The sequence below is a fragment of the Rhodopila globiformis genome, assembly GCF_002937115.1.
Taxonomy (GTDB): domain Bacteria; phylum Pseudomonadota; class Alphaproteobacteria; order Acetobacterales; family Acetobacteraceae; genus Rhodopila; species Rhodopila globiformis.
Genome location: NZ_NHRY01000263.1, coordinates 82,436 through 97,807, shown reverse-complemented (window position 1 = coordinate 97,807; position 15,372 = coordinate 82,436). Strand labels below are relative to the sequence as shown.

Annotated in this window: 14 protein-coding genes; 10 read left to right on the top strand and 4 right to left on the bottom strand. The window is 67.0% G+C overall.

Going from position 1 to position 15,372, the window contains the following annotated elements; translation table 11 throughout:
• Positions 1–134 precede the first annotated feature (134 nt).
• Entirely contained in the window at positions 135–1,835 is a 1,701-nt protein-coding gene (locus tag CCS01_RS28875) for a dihydroxy-acid dehydratase (protein ID WP_104522226.1), read from the bottom strand.
• A gap of 214 nt (positions 1,836–2,049) precedes the next feature.
• Here CCS01_RS28875 and CCS01_RS28870 point away from each other — a divergent pair, with 214 nt between their 5' ends.
• The gene (locus CCS01_RS28870; protein ID WP_239992442.1) at positions 2,050–2,778 is read left to right on the top strand and encodes a hypothetical protein; all 729 of its coding nucleotides are present in this window, start codon (positions 2,050–2,052) and stop codon (positions 2,776–2,778) included.
• A gap of 504 nt (positions 2,779–3,282) precedes the next feature.
• On the opposite strand, the gene CCS01_RS28865 is transcribed toward CCS01_RS28870, so the two are convergent.
• On the bottom strand, positions 3,283–3,696 hold the full coding sequence (locus CCS01_RS28865; RefSeq protein ID WP_104522224.1) for a VOC family protein: 414 nt from the start codon (positions 3,694–3,696) through the stop codon (positions 3,283–3,285).
• 46 nt (positions 3,697–3,742) lie between these two features.
• Between CCS01_RS28865 and aat the strand changes: the two genes are divergently transcribed.
• A complete protein-coding gene (aat, locus tag CCS01_RS28860) occupies positions 3,743–4,414 on the top strand; it encodes a leucyl/phenylalanyl-tRNA--protein transferase (RefSeq protein ID WP_104522223.1) in 672 nt (223 codons plus the stop codon).
• Between the two features lie 194 nt (positions 4,415–4,608).
• Positions 4,609–4,818 carry a dodecin gene (locus CCS01_RS28855; RefSeq protein WP_104522222.1) on the top strand — a complete coding sequence of 70 codons (210 nt, stop codon included), beginning with the start codon at positions 4,609–4,611 and terminating at the stop codon, positions 4,816–4,818.
• A 387-nt stretch (positions 4,819–5,205) separates the two neighbouring features.
• On the opposite strand, the gene CCS01_RS36260 is transcribed toward CCS01_RS28855, so the two are convergent.
• Positions 5,206–5,409 (bottom strand): hypothetical protein, encoded by a 204-nt coding sequence (locus CCS01_RS36260; protein ID WP_408887518.1) that lies wholly within the window; start codon positions 5,407–5,409, stop codon positions 5,206–5,208.
• A gap of 750 nt (positions 5,410–6,159) precedes the next feature.
• Here CCS01_RS36260 and CCS01_RS28845 point away from each other — a divergent pair.
• The 4 genes from CCS01_RS28845 (at position 6,160) to CCS01_RS28830 (ending at position 10,343) form a co-directional block, all read left to right on the top strand.
• A complete protein-coding gene (locus CCS01_RS28845) occupies positions 6,160–7,485 on the top strand; it encodes a B12-binding domain-containing radical SAM protein (protein WP_158258663.1) in 1,326 nt (441 codons plus the stop codon).
• Between the two features lie 1,370 nt (positions 7,486–8,855).
• On the top strand, positions 8,856–9,089 hold the full coding sequence (locus tag CCS01_RS28840) for a hypothetical protein (RefSeq protein ID WP_104522219.1): 234 nt from the start codon (positions 8,856–8,858) through the stop codon (positions 9,087–9,089).
• Between the two features lie 13 nt (positions 9,090–9,102).
• Entirely contained in the window at positions 9,103–9,570 is a 468-nt protein-coding gene (locus tag CCS01_RS28835; protein WP_104522218.1) for a hypothetical protein, read from the top strand.
• Positions 9,567–10,343: a hypothetical protein gene (locus CCS01_RS28830; protein ID WP_146102015.1), complete on the top strand. Its 777-nt coding sequence runs from the start codon at positions 9,567–9,569 to the stop codon at positions 10,341–10,343. The genes CCS01_RS28835 and CCS01_RS28830 overlap by 4 nt, the downstream gene beginning before the upstream one ends.
• On the opposite strand, the gene CCS01_RS28825 is transcribed toward CCS01_RS28830, so the two are convergent.
• Positions 10,330–11,802 carry a tetratricopeptide repeat protein gene (locus tag CCS01_RS28825; RefSeq protein WP_104522216.1) on the bottom strand — a complete coding sequence of 491 codons (1,473 nt, stop codon included), beginning with the start codon at positions 11,800–11,802 and terminating at the stop codon, positions 10,330–10,332. The genes CCS01_RS28830 and CCS01_RS28825 overlap by 14 nt on opposite strands.
• A gap of 54 nt (positions 11,803–11,856) precedes the next feature.
• On the opposite strand from CCS01_RS28825, the gene CCS01_RS28820 reads away from it, so the two are divergent.
• The 3 genes from CCS01_RS28820 (at position 11,857) to CCS01_RS28810 (ending at position 15,370) form a co-directional block, all read left to right on the top strand.
• A complete protein-coding gene (locus CCS01_RS28820; protein ID WP_104522215.1) occupies positions 11,857–12,918 on the top strand; it encodes a citrate synthase in 1,062 nt (353 codons plus the stop codon).
• A gap of 77 nt (positions 12,919–12,995) precedes the next feature.
• Complete coding sequence (locus tag CCS01_RS28815; RefSeq protein ID WP_104522214.1) at positions 12,996–14,033, top strand: MBL fold metallo-hydrolase; 1,038 nt, start codon at positions 12,996–12,998, stop codon at positions 14,031–14,033.
• Between the two features lie 308 nt (positions 14,034–14,341).
• A complete protein-coding gene (locus CCS01_RS28810; protein WP_158258662.1) occupies positions 14,342–15,370 on the top strand; it encodes an LLM class flavin-dependent oxidoreductase in 1,029 nt (342 codons plus the stop codon).
• The last annotated feature ends 2 nt before the right edge of the window (positions 15,371–15,372 follow it).

Sequence of the window (15,372 nt, the reverse complement as noted above, 5' to 3'; positions counted from 1 at the left end):
CAGGGCCGCCATCCATGCCTTTTGCCGCGATCAGCTTCGCAAGGCCTGGATGGCGGGCCTTCGCCCACCATGACGTGGAGGGGCCGGTGCGCCGGCTCCGGTGATCGGATATTCCGGCTCGGACCCTTACCACATCATCCCCCGGCGCGCAGCATCGCCAGGTCGCAACCTTCGTCCGCCTGCAGCACCTGATCCGCGACCAGCCGATCCCATCCCCGCTGCGGCTTTTGCGGCGGACTCCAGGCGGCCCGTCGCCGCGCCAGGTCCTCGGCCGGGACCAGCAGGTCCAGCGACCGATGGGCGACCGACAGCCTGATCCGGTCGCCGCTCTCGACCAGTCCCAACGGCCCGCCGCCGGCGGCTTCCGGCGTGATGTGCAGCACGATCGTGCCGAACGCGGTGCCGGACATGCGGCAGTCGCTCATGCGCACCATGTCCTTCACGCCGGCACGGGCCAGGCTGGATGGTATCGGCAGGTAGCCGGCCTCCGGCATGCCGGCGGGAGTCAGCGGGCCGGCGTTCTTCAGCACCAGGATGTCATCCGCAGTCACGTCCAGTCCCGGATCGTCGATCCGGTTGGCGAGATCCTCCAGCCCGTCGAACACCACAGCCCGGGCCTCTTTCTCGAACAGCGACTGGGTTGCCGCGCTGCGTTTCAGGATCGCACCCCGCGGGGCCAGCGAGCCGAACAGCGCGACGAGCCCGCCCACCGGCGACACCGGCTCGGATCGTGCCCGGATATAGCGGCGATCGACGAACGCCGGTTCCGCCAGCCGCTCGCCCAGCGTCACGCCGGTGACGTCAATCGGGTCGTGGTGCAGCAAGTCGCGCAGTTCCCACAGCAGCGCCGGCATCCCGCCCGCCGCGTGGAAATCCTCCATATAGCCTTCGCCGGTCGGCTTCAGATCGACCAGCACCGGCGTAGAATCCGACAGTTCATTCAGCCGGCGCAAATCCACCCGCACGCCGACGCGCCCGGCGATCGCCGTCAGGTGGATCAGCGCATTGGTCGAGCCGCCAAGCGCCAGCAGCACCCGCAGCGCGTTCTCGATGGCATGCGGCGTGATGACCTGCGACGGCCTGACCGAGTTCCCGATCAGCCGCACCGCCAGCGCTCCGGCTTCCTCGGCCGCCCGCAGCCGATCGGCGTGCACGGCCGGAATGGACCCGTGACCGAGCGGGACCATCCCCAATGTCTCCGCCAGGCAGGCCATGGTGGAGGCCGTGCCCATGACCCCGCAGGTCCCGGCGGTCGTCGCCAGCCTGCCCTCGATCTCGTGTATACGGTCCTCGCTGACCTTGCCGGCGCGGTAGGCCGCCCAGTAGCGGCGGCAATCGGTGCAGGCGGACAGCCGCTCGCCCTGGAACGGCGTCGCCAGCATCGGCCCGGTCACCAGTTGCACCGCCGGCACATCCGCCGAGGCTGCGCCCATCAGTTGCGCCGGCACGGTCTTGTCGCAACCGCCAATCAGCACCGCCGCATCCATCGGCTGCGCCTTCAGCATCGCCTCGGTGTCCAGCGCGGCGAGGTTGCGGTAATGCATGGAGGTCGGGAACAGCGACGGCTCGCACAGCGAGACGGTCGGGAAGGCCAGCGGCAGCCCGCCGGCCGCCAGGACGCCGCGTTTCACCGCCTCGACCAGGTCCGGCACCGTGCGGTGGCAGTTGTTGTAGTCGGACCCGGTATCGACGATGCCCACCACCGGCCGATCCAGCATCGCCTGGGAATACCCCATCGATTTCGCGAAGGATCGGCGTAGGTAGAGCGCGAAATCCCTGTCACCGTAGTTGGCGGTGTTGCGGGCCAGGCCTCGCCTGATCGGAGGTTCTGTCATGCCGGAATGCTAGCCCGACTGGTGGGCCTGGTGAAGATACCCGTCAGTTATGCCTCATTTAACTATGACATTATCGGCTCGATCCGCTACCACATCCATGCAACAACGAAGCGGGGCCGTGTTGAAGACGCGCTTGTTGAGCCTGGGACTGGTTCTCGTCGGCCTGGCCGGCTGCGGACCAAGCTACTCACCGGATGTCTATGCGACCAATGCCGTGCAGCAGGCGAACAAGGTCGAGCAAGGCGTTGTCATCGGCGTTCGCAAGGTCGACGTGACCGCCTCGGGCACCACAGGCGCGGTGACCGGGGCGGCGGCGGGCGGCATCGCCGGGTCTCAGGTGGGAACCGGTGCGGAAAGCGCGTTTGCGTCCCTGGGTGGGGCCCTGGTTGGCGGCTTGGCGGGAACGGCAGCGGAACATATCGTCGCCGACACCTCGGCATTCGAGTACATCGTCCGCAAGAAGAACGGCGACCTGGTCAGCGTCACGCAGAAGGACCAGACGCCCCTGGCGCTGGGGCAGCATGTGCTGGTCATTGCCGGCAACCAGGCGCGGGTGGTGCCTGATTACACCGATCCGGCGCTGATCGCGCAAGCCAAACCGGACAAGGCCGGCGAACCCGCCAAGCCGGCCGACAGCGCGAAGCCGGCGGATGCCAGCAAGCCCGCGGACGCCAGCAAGCCCACGGACGCCGCGGCGGCGGCCGCTTCCGGCAAGGCAACCGATTCCGCCACCCCGGCAGAGGCGTCAAAGACGGCGGTGCCGGAGGCCAAGCCAGCCGACGCTGCGCCAGCTGTCCCTGCGATCGCAGCCGCGACCGCGGCCACCCTCGCGCCTGCATCCGCGTCCACGACGGCGACCGCAGCCACCTCCGCGGCCACAGCCTCGCCGGCAGCCGCTGTGCCGGCTCAGGTCGTCAAGTCGATCGGCACGTCTCTGCCCTGACAGCCGGCCTGATTGAATTGGGCCTTGAGTTCTCGAGCGCTTGTTGTCCGGCTGGAAAACAGCGCCGCATGGCGTTCGTGAACAAGTGAGTTGTGGCTTTCTTGTTCCGGCACGGCCTCGGTCCGGGACGGTGCCTCTCCGGCAGGGACGGCGTGGCTGATGGCGCATATCTGCTCGCACAGAGCAGAACTGAGCATTGCGGAGGGCCTCGGAGGATCAGGGGGGACATCGCGCGGCCCGGTGCGGACGCTACGGGATGCAGAGATCTCGGAAACGACCTGCCGCGGCCCAGGTCCCCTTGTCGTCATGGCCCGGACAAGCCGCATAGGCGCCAATTTAAAGAGACAGGGCCGGCGCGCCGGCTGGCCATCGCGGTGATTACATTTTCGGACGCCCCAGCCGCACGCCCGCCGCCGATGACGCTCAATCAGCCGAACTGCAGCCACAGCCTGCCCATGCCGTCGGCGCTCAGAACCGGCCGCCTCTGAAACCAGTCAAACAGGCTCAGGATGCCGGGTCCGGCGGGCCTTTCAGCTCCACGACGTTGCCCTCCGGATCGGCCACGTAAATCGACGGCCCCTGGCCTTCCGCGCCGTAGCGGGAGGCAACCGGCGCCGGATCGGCCCCGTGCGCCCGCAGATGCGTGGTGATTGCCTCGGCGTCGAACGGCTCGACCCGTAGGCAGAAATGGTCCAGGTTGCGGCCCTCCACCCCCGGCGCGGCGCCACCCTTGCGGCCCAGCGCGCCGTCGACCGGGACCAGGTCGATCAGCGCGGCGCCGGCCCGCAGCTGATACAGGCCCAGCTCCGCCTGGACCTTCTCCACCGTGCATCCCAGGACACCGGTATAGAAGTCCTGCATCGCCCGCAGGTCGACAACCCGCAGGACCAGGTGGTCGAGGTGCTTGATTGCCAGCATCGTATTGCGCCTTCCAATCCGTTGGCAGGGGCCGCACTATACGATCATGTCCAAACGCTCAGTGGAAGTCACGGCGGACCTGGTGCTGCGCGCCTATCGCCACGGGTTGTTCCCGATGGCCGAGGGCCGCTCGGCCGATCGGCTGTTCTGGCTCGATCCGGTCAAGCGCGGCATACTGCCGCTGGATGGCTTTCACCTGTCCCGCCGGCTGTTGCGCACCGTGTTGTCCGGCACTTTCGAGGTGACCGTGGACCGGAATTTTCCCGGCACGATCGCCGGTTGCGCGACTCCGCTGCCGGATCGCACCGAAACCTGGATCAATTCCCAGATCGAGCGCCTGTTCACCGAGCTGTTCCGCCTGGGGCACGCGCATTCGGTGGAGGCCTGGCAGGATGGCACGCTCGTCGGCGGCCTGTACGGCGTTTCCTTGGGCGGCGCGTTCTTTGGCGAGAGCATGTTCAGCTTCGCGCGGGATGCGTCGAAGGTGGCGCTGGTGCATCTTGTCGCCAGGCTGCGCCTGGGCGGCTACCGGCTGCTCGACACGCAGTTCGTCACCGCCCACCTGACGCAGTTCGGCGCCGAGGAAATCCCCCGCGATAGCTACAAGAGCAAGCTCACCGAGGCACTGGCCGCCCCGGCCGAGTGGCTGGCGGATCCCGGATGGGACGCGCTGGCTACCGAATTCCGGCGGATCGCGGGCAAGCTGCCGATACCATAATCGGAACGCCGGAAGCGGCGGCTGGCGCTTTCATCGCACGCAGCCTGGCCATGCGGCACCGATATGGGGATGCCAGCCATGGCCATTCGGCCCGTGACGCTGTGGCATTGGATGCACAAAAACCTTGGCGCGTGCGGCACCAGGCAGCGGTTCGCCTGTTATAGCCGGTGTCCGTGGTCATCAGGGAGCAATTTATGGCCGATCATACTTATCGTGTTATCGAACTCGCGGGATCGTCGGAGATCAGCCATGCGGATGCGGTCGAAAATGCGATTGCCCGCGCCTCGAAGACGACGCGGAACCTGCGGTGGTTCGAGCTGACCCAGATGCGTGGCGAGATCGAGAATGGCGAGGTGCGCCATTACCAGGTAACGATGAAGGTAGGCTTCACACTCGAGGATTGAGCGGCGTCCCCGGGGCAATCTGTTGCAGGTCCACAAGGGGAAGCTTGATTTCTTTCCTGTTCCGCGCACATGGTGGCAACCTGCCAGGATAACGCCTTGCCCTTCGGCTACAGCCAGTTTCGTATTCCGGTGGTAAACGGTACGAAACTGGCCTCCGCCAGTTCGTTCTTAAAACATACTGAATTGCCCGCGGCGCCGATCGCAGGCGGTGAACGGAAACCGGAACCACGGCGATTTCCAGTGTGCCGGCGGCGGATTCACGCTCGTGATGACGCTGCAAGGCTTTCGTGCGCTCTGCGTCCAGGGCATGCGCGGCCTCTGCAGGTCATTTCCTGCCATCGGAGATCATCACGCATAGACATCATCACGCATACGTGATGCACGTGCTCACGCATCCCTGATTGGAGCCTGAGTCGCCGGATCACGGGCGTGCGGCAGGCTTGCCAGCAGCATGGTGTCAGGGCCGCGGGCCTGCATGGTCCTCGCCTGATGGAACGCCCATTCGTCCGGCAGCCCGGCCTGACGGGTGAGGCAGGCGTTCTGCGCCGCGTTCCCGCCAAATCCGCTCATAGCCGGGACGGTCGCAAGCACCGCGATGCGGCCACGGGTCGCGATGGTCTCGGGTGGACAATGGCCGCCAGGGCCGATCCGGCGCCGCGACCGGCTGTGGCGCGCCCGCTACCGATGGTGCGTCGGTTGAACGACTCGGGAATTGCCTGTCCCGGATGTTTGCTAAGTGTCAGGCGGCAAAGAATCTGGATAAAGTATTATTTGCATGACCTTGGATCAATTTTTAGTCTTGTCCGATAGGGTGGTTCCTGTACCAATCTGACACCGTTTCGGCGCTGGGCGCGCCTGCGCCGCAGGTCGAAATGCGGGACCAGGACAGGCGCAACCCGGCGGATCATGGGGGCGGAGACCGCCAGGCCATGGCCCGCGCCCGAACGGCCCGGCAACGTTGGTGCCTTGAAACGCCTTTCGATGCCCAGTAGGTTGTCCGGCAAGCGATGGTCGACACGCGGGTGTTCACAGGGCCTGTTCCGCAATGCTGGCAGCGACGCGACGGTTTGTCCGGACAGGCGAAACAGGCGCCTTCGCTCCGGTCGCCGCCGCCAGCGAGGCCGGTGCGCGCGATGGCGGGAGAGCGCATGGTTTTATTGGAATAAAAATCTTCTCGAAGGTTGGATATCCTCACGCCCAGTATCCGTCCGACTATTTGACCGGCCTTGCCTGGCGCGGACATACGGTGGATGCGAACAATCGATCGAATACCATGCTGACATGGCCGGTCTCCAGTACTGGCATGTCGGCAGTCAGACACCTCTTGCCGGACGGATAGAAATGCCCCGACTAATGATCATCCAGGCCGCCTCCTACCGTGGTTTCGGCGACCGGCGCCCGCTGAAGATCCGCAAGCGCCGGTTGATCGGCGCCGTCCTGCCCTATATGGGCGCCCTCGCGCCGCGGGACTGGGACGTCACCCTCGTCGACGACGCCGTCGAGGAGGTTGATTTCGACGCGCCGGTCGACGTGGTTGCCATCACCGCCCGCATGGTGACCTCGCTGCGGGCCCAGGAACTCGCCGACAAGTTCCGGGAGCGGGGGGTCACCGTGCTGATGGGCGGCCCGCACGCCACGTTCTACGCCGAGGAGATGGCGCAGCACGCCGACGGCGTGTGCATCGGCGAAGCGGAGGAGATCTTTCCCCAGATGCTGGAGGACGCCGCGGCAGGTCGGCTGAAGCAGTTCTATCAGCGCGACACGGTTGCCAGCATGAAAGGCATGCCGACGCCGCGGTGGGATCTGCTGCATCCCGAGAACTACACCTTCTACAGTCCGGTCGTCATCCAGCAGTCTCGCGGCTGCCCTTATACTTGCGACTTCTGCGCCGAACGCCGCCTGAACGGCGATTACGGCTACCGCGACCGCCCGGCCGAGGAAATCGTCGAGGAAATCCGCAAGAGCGGCAAGCGCCACGTGTTCTTCGCCGCCAGCCAGTTCGTCGGCCACAAGAAGCGCACGATGGAACTGCTGGAAGCGCTGATTCCCCTGAAAATCCGCTGGTCGGCGTTGTTCTCGCCCCGGTTCGGCCTGGATGGGGAGTTCCTCGACCTGGCGCAGCGGTCCGGCCTGCTGCATGTGAACATGGGCATCGAGAGCATTTCCCAGACCACCCTGAAGTCGATGCACAAGGAGTTCAACAAGTCGAACAGCTATGACGAGATGATCGACAACCTCAACCGGAGGAACATCAGCTTCTCGTTCAATTTCGTCTTCGGCACGGACACCGACGACGAAACCGTGTTCGATGCGACCCTGCAGTTTCTGCAGCAGCACAAGGTTCCAGCCGCCTATTTCAACGTCCTGGCGCCGTTGCGCGGCACGCCGGTGTATGATCGCCTGAAGGCCGAGAACCGCATCATCGACGAGCCCAACATGGACCGCTGGCCCGGCGTGTATTGCCACATCGAGCCGAGGAACATGTCTGGCCAGCAACTGGTGGCCAAGGTCCAGAAGCTTCAGCGTGAGTTCTACTCCCTGCGGGCCATCACCCAGCGCCTGCGGGTTCCGCGGACCCAGGCCGATTTCGCCTCCTGGAACGTCAACATGACCCAGCGAAAGGTGGCGCTCAATTCGGACAAGTTGTGCGAGTTCAGCGAGTTCTGAAGCGGCTGCGATTGCCTCCGGCGGCGCCGGCGCCGCCACGTCATGGTAGGTGAAGGCCCAGCATCCACGCCTTGCGGTGCTGATCGCGGCAAAGGCGTGGATGGCCGGCCATGACGGGCAAGGGCGCTCGTGCGCCAATCGAAGCGGTTATTTCGTCTCGAGTGCCAAGTCGGGACACGGGCGGCCTGTCTTCGTCGTCATGCCCGGGCGTGTCCCTACCGCATGCACAGACCTCGGAAACGATCCGTCGCGGCGGTGGCTCATTCCGTCATGGTCCGGACGAGCCACATAGGCGCTAACTCAGTCATCGAACCTGAATAACTGTTCCATGATGCCGTTTCGCATCTTGCTGGCAGAGCGTGTTCCTGCACGCATCGCTGCGGCGGACGGGCTCATCCCCGGGCACCATGAGACGCCATTCTTAGTGGCTTAGTGTCTTTGTGTTAAAGCCAGCAGTTGTAGCAGTACGGACGGTGACCGTGGGACACGGACAGGTCCGTGCGGTTTCTTCTGCCGCTTCAACACAAAGACACTAATTTGACTGTGTCAGTTTTCAGTTTCCGCCTAACACATTGAAATTACGACGTTTTCTCGCAAACTAGGTGCCCCCATAACCCATTGATAACATTGACTATCTCTCAGTTTTTGACACAGTCAAACTAAGGCGACGCCCAAAAATAAGCAGGTCGCCGCCGCGCCGTTCAGCATGCCATTGGTTCGGACGTCGCTCCGACGAGGTGGCGCGCTTATTTTTGGGCGTCGCCTAAGCCACCAAGAATGGCGCGACGGCCAAGCCGATGGGCGCTCTCCCGGTTCGCTCAGAATGGCGCTGGCATGCACAGGACCCGCCGAAGTGGATCGCTTATTCGCGCTCGGGTCCTAAACGAGCGCCTATGCGTCCCCGCAAACCTTGACCTGCCAGCACGCGACACGCTGACGATCGCCGTTTCCCGCACCGCGCCGGCCTCCTGCGCCGCAAACCAGCGTCCTGCGCCAGGCGCCTGCCCGGGCGTGGTGGTGGCAAAATCCCCGATACCGGAATTATCTTGACTTATATCCCATTTTGTGACTATATTCCCACGGCATTGCAACTACCGGCTGTTTTGGCAGATTTCACGCGCAGGGGCCCCGTGTCTTGAGGAATGCAATTCGCGCCGGAACGGCCCACAGCACACTGCGATTGGTCCCTCCTGGCACCGGCAGCAAACCCCTTGCGCCCCAACGAATTGATCTGACGGCCTCGACCGGCCGCTCAGGGCAAGCCCGAGCCGCCAGGCAAGCGCGCTTCCCGGGCGCCAGCCGGCATAATTTCCGCTGCCGCGGGTGGTGTTCATTTGCCGGCCTGCATCATTCATCTGGAGTCTTCTGACATGGATATCATGGCTACCCTGGCGGCCATTCCGGGCGCCGGCCCGGTCCTGCCGTACGTCACCGCCGTCATCGCCGTCTGCGCTGCCCTGGCGACGGTCCTGCCGCATCCGGCCGCCGGCGGGAACAGCCTCTATCGCGCCTTCTACGCCGCTGTGAATTTCATCGCCTTCAACGTTGGCAAGGCCCGGAACGCCGCCCCCTCGGCGCCGACGCAGCCTGCGCCAAAATCCTGAAAGAATCCCTGTCATGAACCGCCGAACCTTGCTCGGTATCGCCGCCCTTCTGCCGGCGGCCACCTTATTCGCGTGCGGGACGCAAACGCCGTCCCAGATCGCAACCGACGTCAACCTGATCGCCGCCGGCCTGGCAACGACGGTCAACAGCATCCGGCAGATCCCGGGCGTCCCGACTGCCGCCGTGACGCAGATCGAGCAGTATCTCACGACGATACAGGCGGATGCCGCCCAGGTCGCCAGCGCGACCGCCACGCCGGCCACCTCGACCGTGCAGGAAATCAGCCAGGTGGTGCAGGCCCTGGCGTCGGTCGCCCTGCCGCTGGTGCCGGCCGGCTCGGTCATGCAGGCCACGATCCAGGCGGCCGTGTCGCTGCTGCCGGTGATCCTGGCCGCGGTGGGCGTCTCGGGCGCCGGTGTGCCGGTCACCTTCCTGCCCAGCCAGGCGCGCACGATCCTGGCGGCGGCGGCTTCCCGTTGACCGCCCGCCTGGATCTGGCCGGCTGCCCGCCCAGGGGCAGACTCGGCCGCATCCGCCACGATCCGATGGCGCTCGCCCGAGCGCCATCGCATCGCTTCGGCTCCGTGCCCCCGCCGCCCGCCCTCGATCGGCATGCAATGGCGTTTGAGCCGGGGTTGTACGGCAACGACGTCCTGCCGGACTGCACCGCCGTGTCGCTGGTGAACGCGGCGCGCGGTATCGCCGCCCTGAATGGCTATGATCTTGTGGTGGCCCCGGCCAGCGTGCCGGCGTTCTACGGCGCCTGCATCGGCAACCCGCCCGATCTCGTCGCCACCGACGGCGCGGTCATGCTGGACGTGCTGGCCCACCAGGCCACCCAGGGCTTCGCGATCGGCCCACAGACCCTCTACGGCCTCTATGCCACCCTCGACAGCCAAAGCCGATCGGCTTTGGCGCACGGGATGGCGCGGCTGGGCGTGGGCTACTGGGGCGTCACCCTGCGCGAGCGCGACCTGGAGCGGACGCCGCTGTGGGATGTGCAGCCCGGCCGCGACGACGGCGGCATCGTCGGTGGCCACGCCGTCATCGCCTGGGACTACACCGGCCTGGCCGACGCGGCGACGGTGCGGCTCGGCACCTGGGGCGCCTGGCAACCCGCCACCTGGGCCTGGGTCGCCGCACGGCTCGATGAGGCCTACGGCATCGTCTGGCGCCAACTCGAGCGCGCCGACGGCACCTTCTATGACGGGCTGACGGCGGACGGCCTGGTTGCCGAGATCATAGACTGCTGAATGCACGCGACACGCACTGCGTGACCGCGGCGATGACGCCCGGCCAGTCGCCGGCCCGCGCCTGGCGGAACAGCCGGACCGAGCCGTACCACGGACTGTCCGGGCGTCCCAGCATCCAGCGCCAGTCCGGGGCGACCGGTAACAGGACCAAGGCCGGGGTGCCGAGCGCCCCGGCCAGGTGCGCGGCCGAGGTGTCGACGCTGATCACCAGGTCCAGGTTCGCCACCAGCGCCGCCGTCTCGGCATAGTCCGTCATCCACCCGGTCAGGTCCGGCAGCCCAAGCGCACGCGCCGCCGGGCCATGCTGCAGGTTGACGAAGCTGACCCCCGGAACCCGCAGCAGCGGCGCGGCCAGTTCCACCGGGATCGACCGCCGCGCATCGGCGCGATGCAGCGGATTGCCGGAGAGAACGACGCCGATTTTCGGCCCGGGCGGCAACCGGGCGCGCCAGGCCCGGACGCGGTCCGCATCGGCTGACAGATAGCCGTCCGGCAATGGAATGCTGTCCAGCGTTGTGCGGAACGCGTGCGGCAGGCTCATCAGGTCGACGTGGGCATCATACGGCGGCAACGCGCTGCCGACCGGAATGGTCACGACCCCGGTCATCGACCGGATCAGCGGCACCAGCGCCGTCGCGCACGTCATCACCGGCCGCCCGCCCGCGTCGCGGATCAGCGCCAGATAGCGGGCGCACTGGATCGTGTCGCCGAAGCCCTGCTCGCCGCGAACCAGGATGGTCCGGCCGCGCACCGCCCCGCCGTCCCACGCCGGCCCGTCCAGGGCGGGAAAATCCCGCTGATACGCCGCGACCCGCTTGCGCCATTCATACGCCGCGAAGCCGCGCGCCAGGTCGCCGCCCAGCAGCACCGCCGTCGCCAGGTTCAGGTGCGCCATGGCGAGATCCGGCGCGACGCGGATCGCCGCCTCGCAGGCCGCGATCGCCTCCGCCAGCCGCCCTTGCATCGTCAGCACGTAGCCCAGGCTGGCATGGGCCTCCGGCAGGCCGGGGTCGAGCCGGATCGCCGTCCGGTAGAGCGCCTCGGCCGACGCGACGTCATCCATGTCGGCCGCGACGTTGCCGAAGTTCAGCCAGGACGGCGCATGATCCGGGCGAAGCGCGATGGCGCGGGCGAACGCCGCGCAGGCCGGCGCCGGCTGCCCGATGCCGCCCAGCGCCGTGCCGAGGGCACAGTTCAGCTCGGCATCGTCCGGCACGAGACTCAGGGCGTAGGACGCCTCGGTCACCACCTGCCCGAACCGCCGGTCCGCCAGCAGGGCCCGCACCAGGTTGCGCCGCATGCCGGCATCGAGCGGATGCGCCCGGACCGCCTGTGTCAATAAAGTAACGGCCTCGTCCAGCTCGCCGGCGCGCAACGCCAGCAGCCCGCGCCGGTAGCCGGATCGATCCGTATCCAACGTGACAGGTTGGGCGCAGGCGCCATCCGTGAGAGGCTGCATCCAGCGATCCTGGCGCCAAATGGTTAACAAGCCCTGAAGGACGGAGGAAACGGCATGGACAAGGGACTGGAGGGCGTTGTCGCGGCGGAGACGATCCTGAGCCACACCGACCCGGCCAACGGCATGGTCTGGGTACGCGGCGTCGCCCTGCCGGCGCTGGTCGCGCATCATGGCTTCGAGGGCACCGTCGCGCTGCTGTGGGACGGCTTCGCCGGGCAGGGCCTGTCCGCAGCGGGCCTGCGGGATCCGTTCGGCCAGGCCCGCATCGCCGCCTATGAGACGCTTTCGGCCTGGCTGCCCCTGGCCGCGGGGCGGCCGTTGTTCGAGGGCGTGCGGCTCGCGCTCGCCGCCCAACCCGACAGCGCGAGCGCAGCCGAACTGTTGGCCGCGCTCACCGTGGCGGTGCCGGCCCTGGCACGGCAGTCGGTCGGCCAGCCGCCGCTGGCGCCCGATCCCGCGCTGTCGACCGCCTCCGACCTGCTGCGGATGCTGCACGGGCGCACCCAGGTGGCGGACCGGGTGGCGGCGCTCGACACGTACTTCACCGTCATGTGCGAGAGCGGCCTCAGCGCTTCGGCCTTCACCGCGCGGGTGGTGGCCTCGACCGGGGCCTCGCTTGCCGCTGCGGTCCTGGCGGCGTGGTGCGCGTTCACCGGCGCCCGGCATGGCGGGGCGCCCGGGCCGACGCTGGACATGCTGGACGCCGCCGAAGCCGCGCCGGACCTGGACGCCTGGCTGGAAGCGAAGCTGCGCGCCGGCGAACGGCTGATGGGGTTCGGCCATCGCGTGTTCCAGGGCAACGATCCCCGCGCCGAGGCCATGCGGCAGGCGTTGCAGGCAATGGGGCCGCATGCCGGGCGGCTGGACTTCGCCGCTCGGCTGGAAACAGCGGTCGCCGCAGCCATCGCCCGGGTGAAGCCGGGGCGGACCCTGCCGCCGAACGTGGAGATCATGGCCGCCCTGCTGCTGGACGCCGTCGGGATTCCCCGCGCCGCCTTCACGCCGGTGTTCGCCGTCGGGCGCAGCGCCGGCTGGCTGGCGCATGCGATGGAGCAGCGGAAGACCGGACGCATGATCCGCCCAATCTCGGCCTATGTCGGGCCGCCCATCGGCTGAGCACCCTGGAAGTTCATTCCCTCCGTCGCGCTGTTCGTGGCATGATTATCCCCTGCCAGGCAGCTACGGAGATTGCCATGATCTTCCGCCAGCTTTTCGACGCGACCTCGGGGACCTACACCTACCTGCTCGCCTCGCGCCGGGGCGGGGAGGCGCTGATCATCGACCCGGTGCTGGAGAAGGTTGACCGCTACCTGTCACTGATCCGCGACCTGGAGTTACGCCTGGTCAAGGCCATCGATACCCACCTGCACGCGGACCACATCACCGGCCTCGGCGCCCTACGGGACACCACGCGCTGCGTTACGGTGATGGGCGAGCAGTCGAGCGTCGACGTCGTGGCGATGCGCGTCGCGGACGGCGACGCGCTGCGGATCGAGGGGCTGGAGCTGGAGGCGATCTATACGCCCGGCCATACCGACGATTCCTACTGCTTCCGGATGCAGGACCGCGTGTTCACCGGCGACACGCTGCTGATCCGCGGCACCGGCCGCACCGATTTCCAGAACGGCTGCCCGCGGGCGCAGTATGAGTCGATCTTCAACCGGCTGCTGCGGCTGCCGGACGAGACGATGGTGTTCCCGGCGCACGATTACAAAGGCGACACGGTCAGCACCATCGGCGAGGAAAAGCGCTGCAACCCGCGCCTGCAGGTCAGCAGCGTCGACGAATACGTCGCCATCATGAATAACCTGAACCTGTCCAACCCGAAGATGATGGACGTCGCGGTTCCCGCCAACCAGCGGCAGGGCCTGGCGCAGGACGAGATCGCCTTGCTGGGCTGGGCCATGACCGCGGACCAGGCGCATACAATGATCGGCAGCCAGGACACCATCCTGGTCGATCTGCGCGAGACGGCCGAGCGGCAGAAGCATGGCTCCATCCCGGGCGCGCTGCATGTGCCGTACGGTGACCTGGACCGGACGATCCAGCCGGGCGGAACGCTGTTGCAGTTGGCTGCAACGACAGGGCATCGGTTACTGTTCTATTGTGCCTTCGGTGAACGATCGGCAATGGCGGTGCGCGCGGCTCACGAGGCCGGGCTCGAGACGGCCTGCCATATCCACGGCGGCCTCGATGCCTGGAAGCGGGCAGGCGGCGCGCTGACGCACTGAACGCGGTGCCGATCTGGACAAGGGCCTGACCGGCGAGTACGAGTCGGACTTGGCGGCGAGGAAACGACAATGACAACGATAACGTGCCGTGGCGCGGCCTGGCGCCGTGGCAGCGGTGGATCCGGGACCGGCCGGCACCGACAGTCCCACCCGTCGTGGGGCGGCCTGGGACGGGAAAAGGCAGCCTGTCGTTCTCCTGTAAAGATGCGGACCCACAGGCGCCAATGGCCACACAGCGCAAGGTCGTCTCCCTGTCGTCATGGCCGCGCACCCCTGTATCGTCATGGCCACAGCATAGGACAGGGCGGATGAAAGTCGGCATCTTCGACCACATGGACCGCAGCCAGGCAACGCTGGACCGCTTCTACGAGGAACGGCTGAAACTGGTCGAAGCCTATGACCGCGCCGGTTTCCACTGTTACCACGTGGCCGAGCACCATGCGACCCCGTTGGGCGTCGCGCCCGCCCCCGGCGTCTGGCTGGCGGCGGTGGCGCAGCGCACGTGGCGGCTGTGCTTCGGTCCGCTGGTGTATCTGCTGCCGCTGTACCACCCGATCAAGCTGCTGGAAGAAATCTGCATGCTGGACCAGCTCAGCGGCGGGCGGTTCATGCTGGGCGTCGGCCGCGGGATCTCGCCGATCGAGCTGCGATATTACGGAATCGATCCGGACCATGCGCCGGCGATGTACAACGAGGCGCTGGAGGTGATCCTGCGCGGCATGACCGGCCCGGTGCTGAATTTCGAAGGCACCTACTACCGCTATCGCGACGTGCCGATGGAGCTGACTCCGGTGCAGCGGCCGCATCCGCCGCTGTGGTACGGGCTCGCCCGGCCGGAATCCATTCCCTGGGCGGCACGGAACCGGGTGAACGTCGTCGGCAACCTGCCGGGCCCCGGCATGCGCGCGCTGACCGACCGCTACCGCGCCGAATGGGATCGTCTGTGTAACGATCCCGCGGACCTGCCACTGATGGGCGTCGGCCGCCACGTGGTCGTCGCCGAGACCGAAAAGGAAGCGCTGCAGATCGCCCGCCGCGGCTACGATAAATGGCGCGCCAGCTTCCTGAAACTCTGGCTCGCCCACGGCATGATGCCCTCGCCGCAGGTGGTTTTCCCGGAGCGTTTCGAGGACGCCGAGGCGCAAGGCCGCGCCGTCGCCGGCACGCCGGACAAGGTGCGCGACTTCCTGCAGCAGGCGATCGACGAGGCGGGCCTGAACTACATCCTGTGCCGCTTCGCCTTCGGCGACATCACCGGCGACGAGGCGCTGAATTCCATCGACCTGTTTACCCGGCACGTGATGCCCGACATCATCGCCCACCAGGAGATCATCTGAGC

What these genes read in the sequence shown, in the direction of transcription:
- CCS01_RS28875 (WP_104522226.1), bottom strand. Translation starts at nt 1,835, where the DNA reads ATGACAGAACCTCCGATCAGGCGAGGCCTGGCCCGCAACACCGCCAAC.
- CCS01_RS28865 (WP_104522224.1), bottom strand. Translation starts at nt 3,696, where the DNA reads ATGCTGGCAATCAAGCACCTCGACCACCTGGTCCTGCGGGTTGTCGAC.
- aat (WP_104522223.1), top strand. Translation starts at nt 3,743, where the DNA reads ATGTCCAAACGCTCAGTGGAAGTCACGGCGGACCTGGTGCTGCGCGCC.
- CCS01_RS28855 (WP_104522222.1), top strand. Translation starts at nt 4,609, where the DNA reads ATGGCCGATCATACTTATCGTGTTATCGAACTCGCGGGATCGTCGGAG.
- CCS01_RS28845 (WP_158258663.1), top strand. Translation starts at nt 6,160, where the DNA reads ATGCCCCGACTAATGATCATCCAGGCCGCCTCCTACCGTGGTTTCGGC.
- CCS01_RS28840 (WP_104522219.1), top strand. Translation starts at nt 8,856, where the DNA reads ATGGATATCATGGCTACCCTGGCGGCCATTCCGGGCGCCGGCCCGGTC.
- CCS01_RS28835 (WP_104522218.1), top strand. Translation starts at nt 9,103, where the DNA reads ATGAACCGCCGAACCTTGCTCGGTATCGCCGCCCTTCTGCCGGCGGCC.
- CCS01_RS28825 (WP_104522216.1), bottom strand. Translation starts at nt 11,802, where the DNA reads ATGCAGCCTCTCACGGATGGCGCCTGCGCCCAACCTGTCACGTTGGAT.
- CCS01_RS28820 (WP_104522215.1), top strand. Translation starts at nt 11,857, where the DNA reads ATGGACAAGGGACTGGAGGGCGTTGTCGCGGCGGAGACGATCCTGAGC.
- CCS01_RS28815 (WP_104522214.1), top strand. Translation starts at nt 12,996, where the DNA reads ATGATCTTCCGCCAGCTTTTCGACGCGACCTCGGGGACCTACACCTAC.
- CCS01_RS28810 (WP_158258662.1), top strand. Translation starts at nt 14,342, where the DNA reads ATGAAAGTCGGCATCTTCGACCACATGGACCGCAGCCAGGCAACGCTG.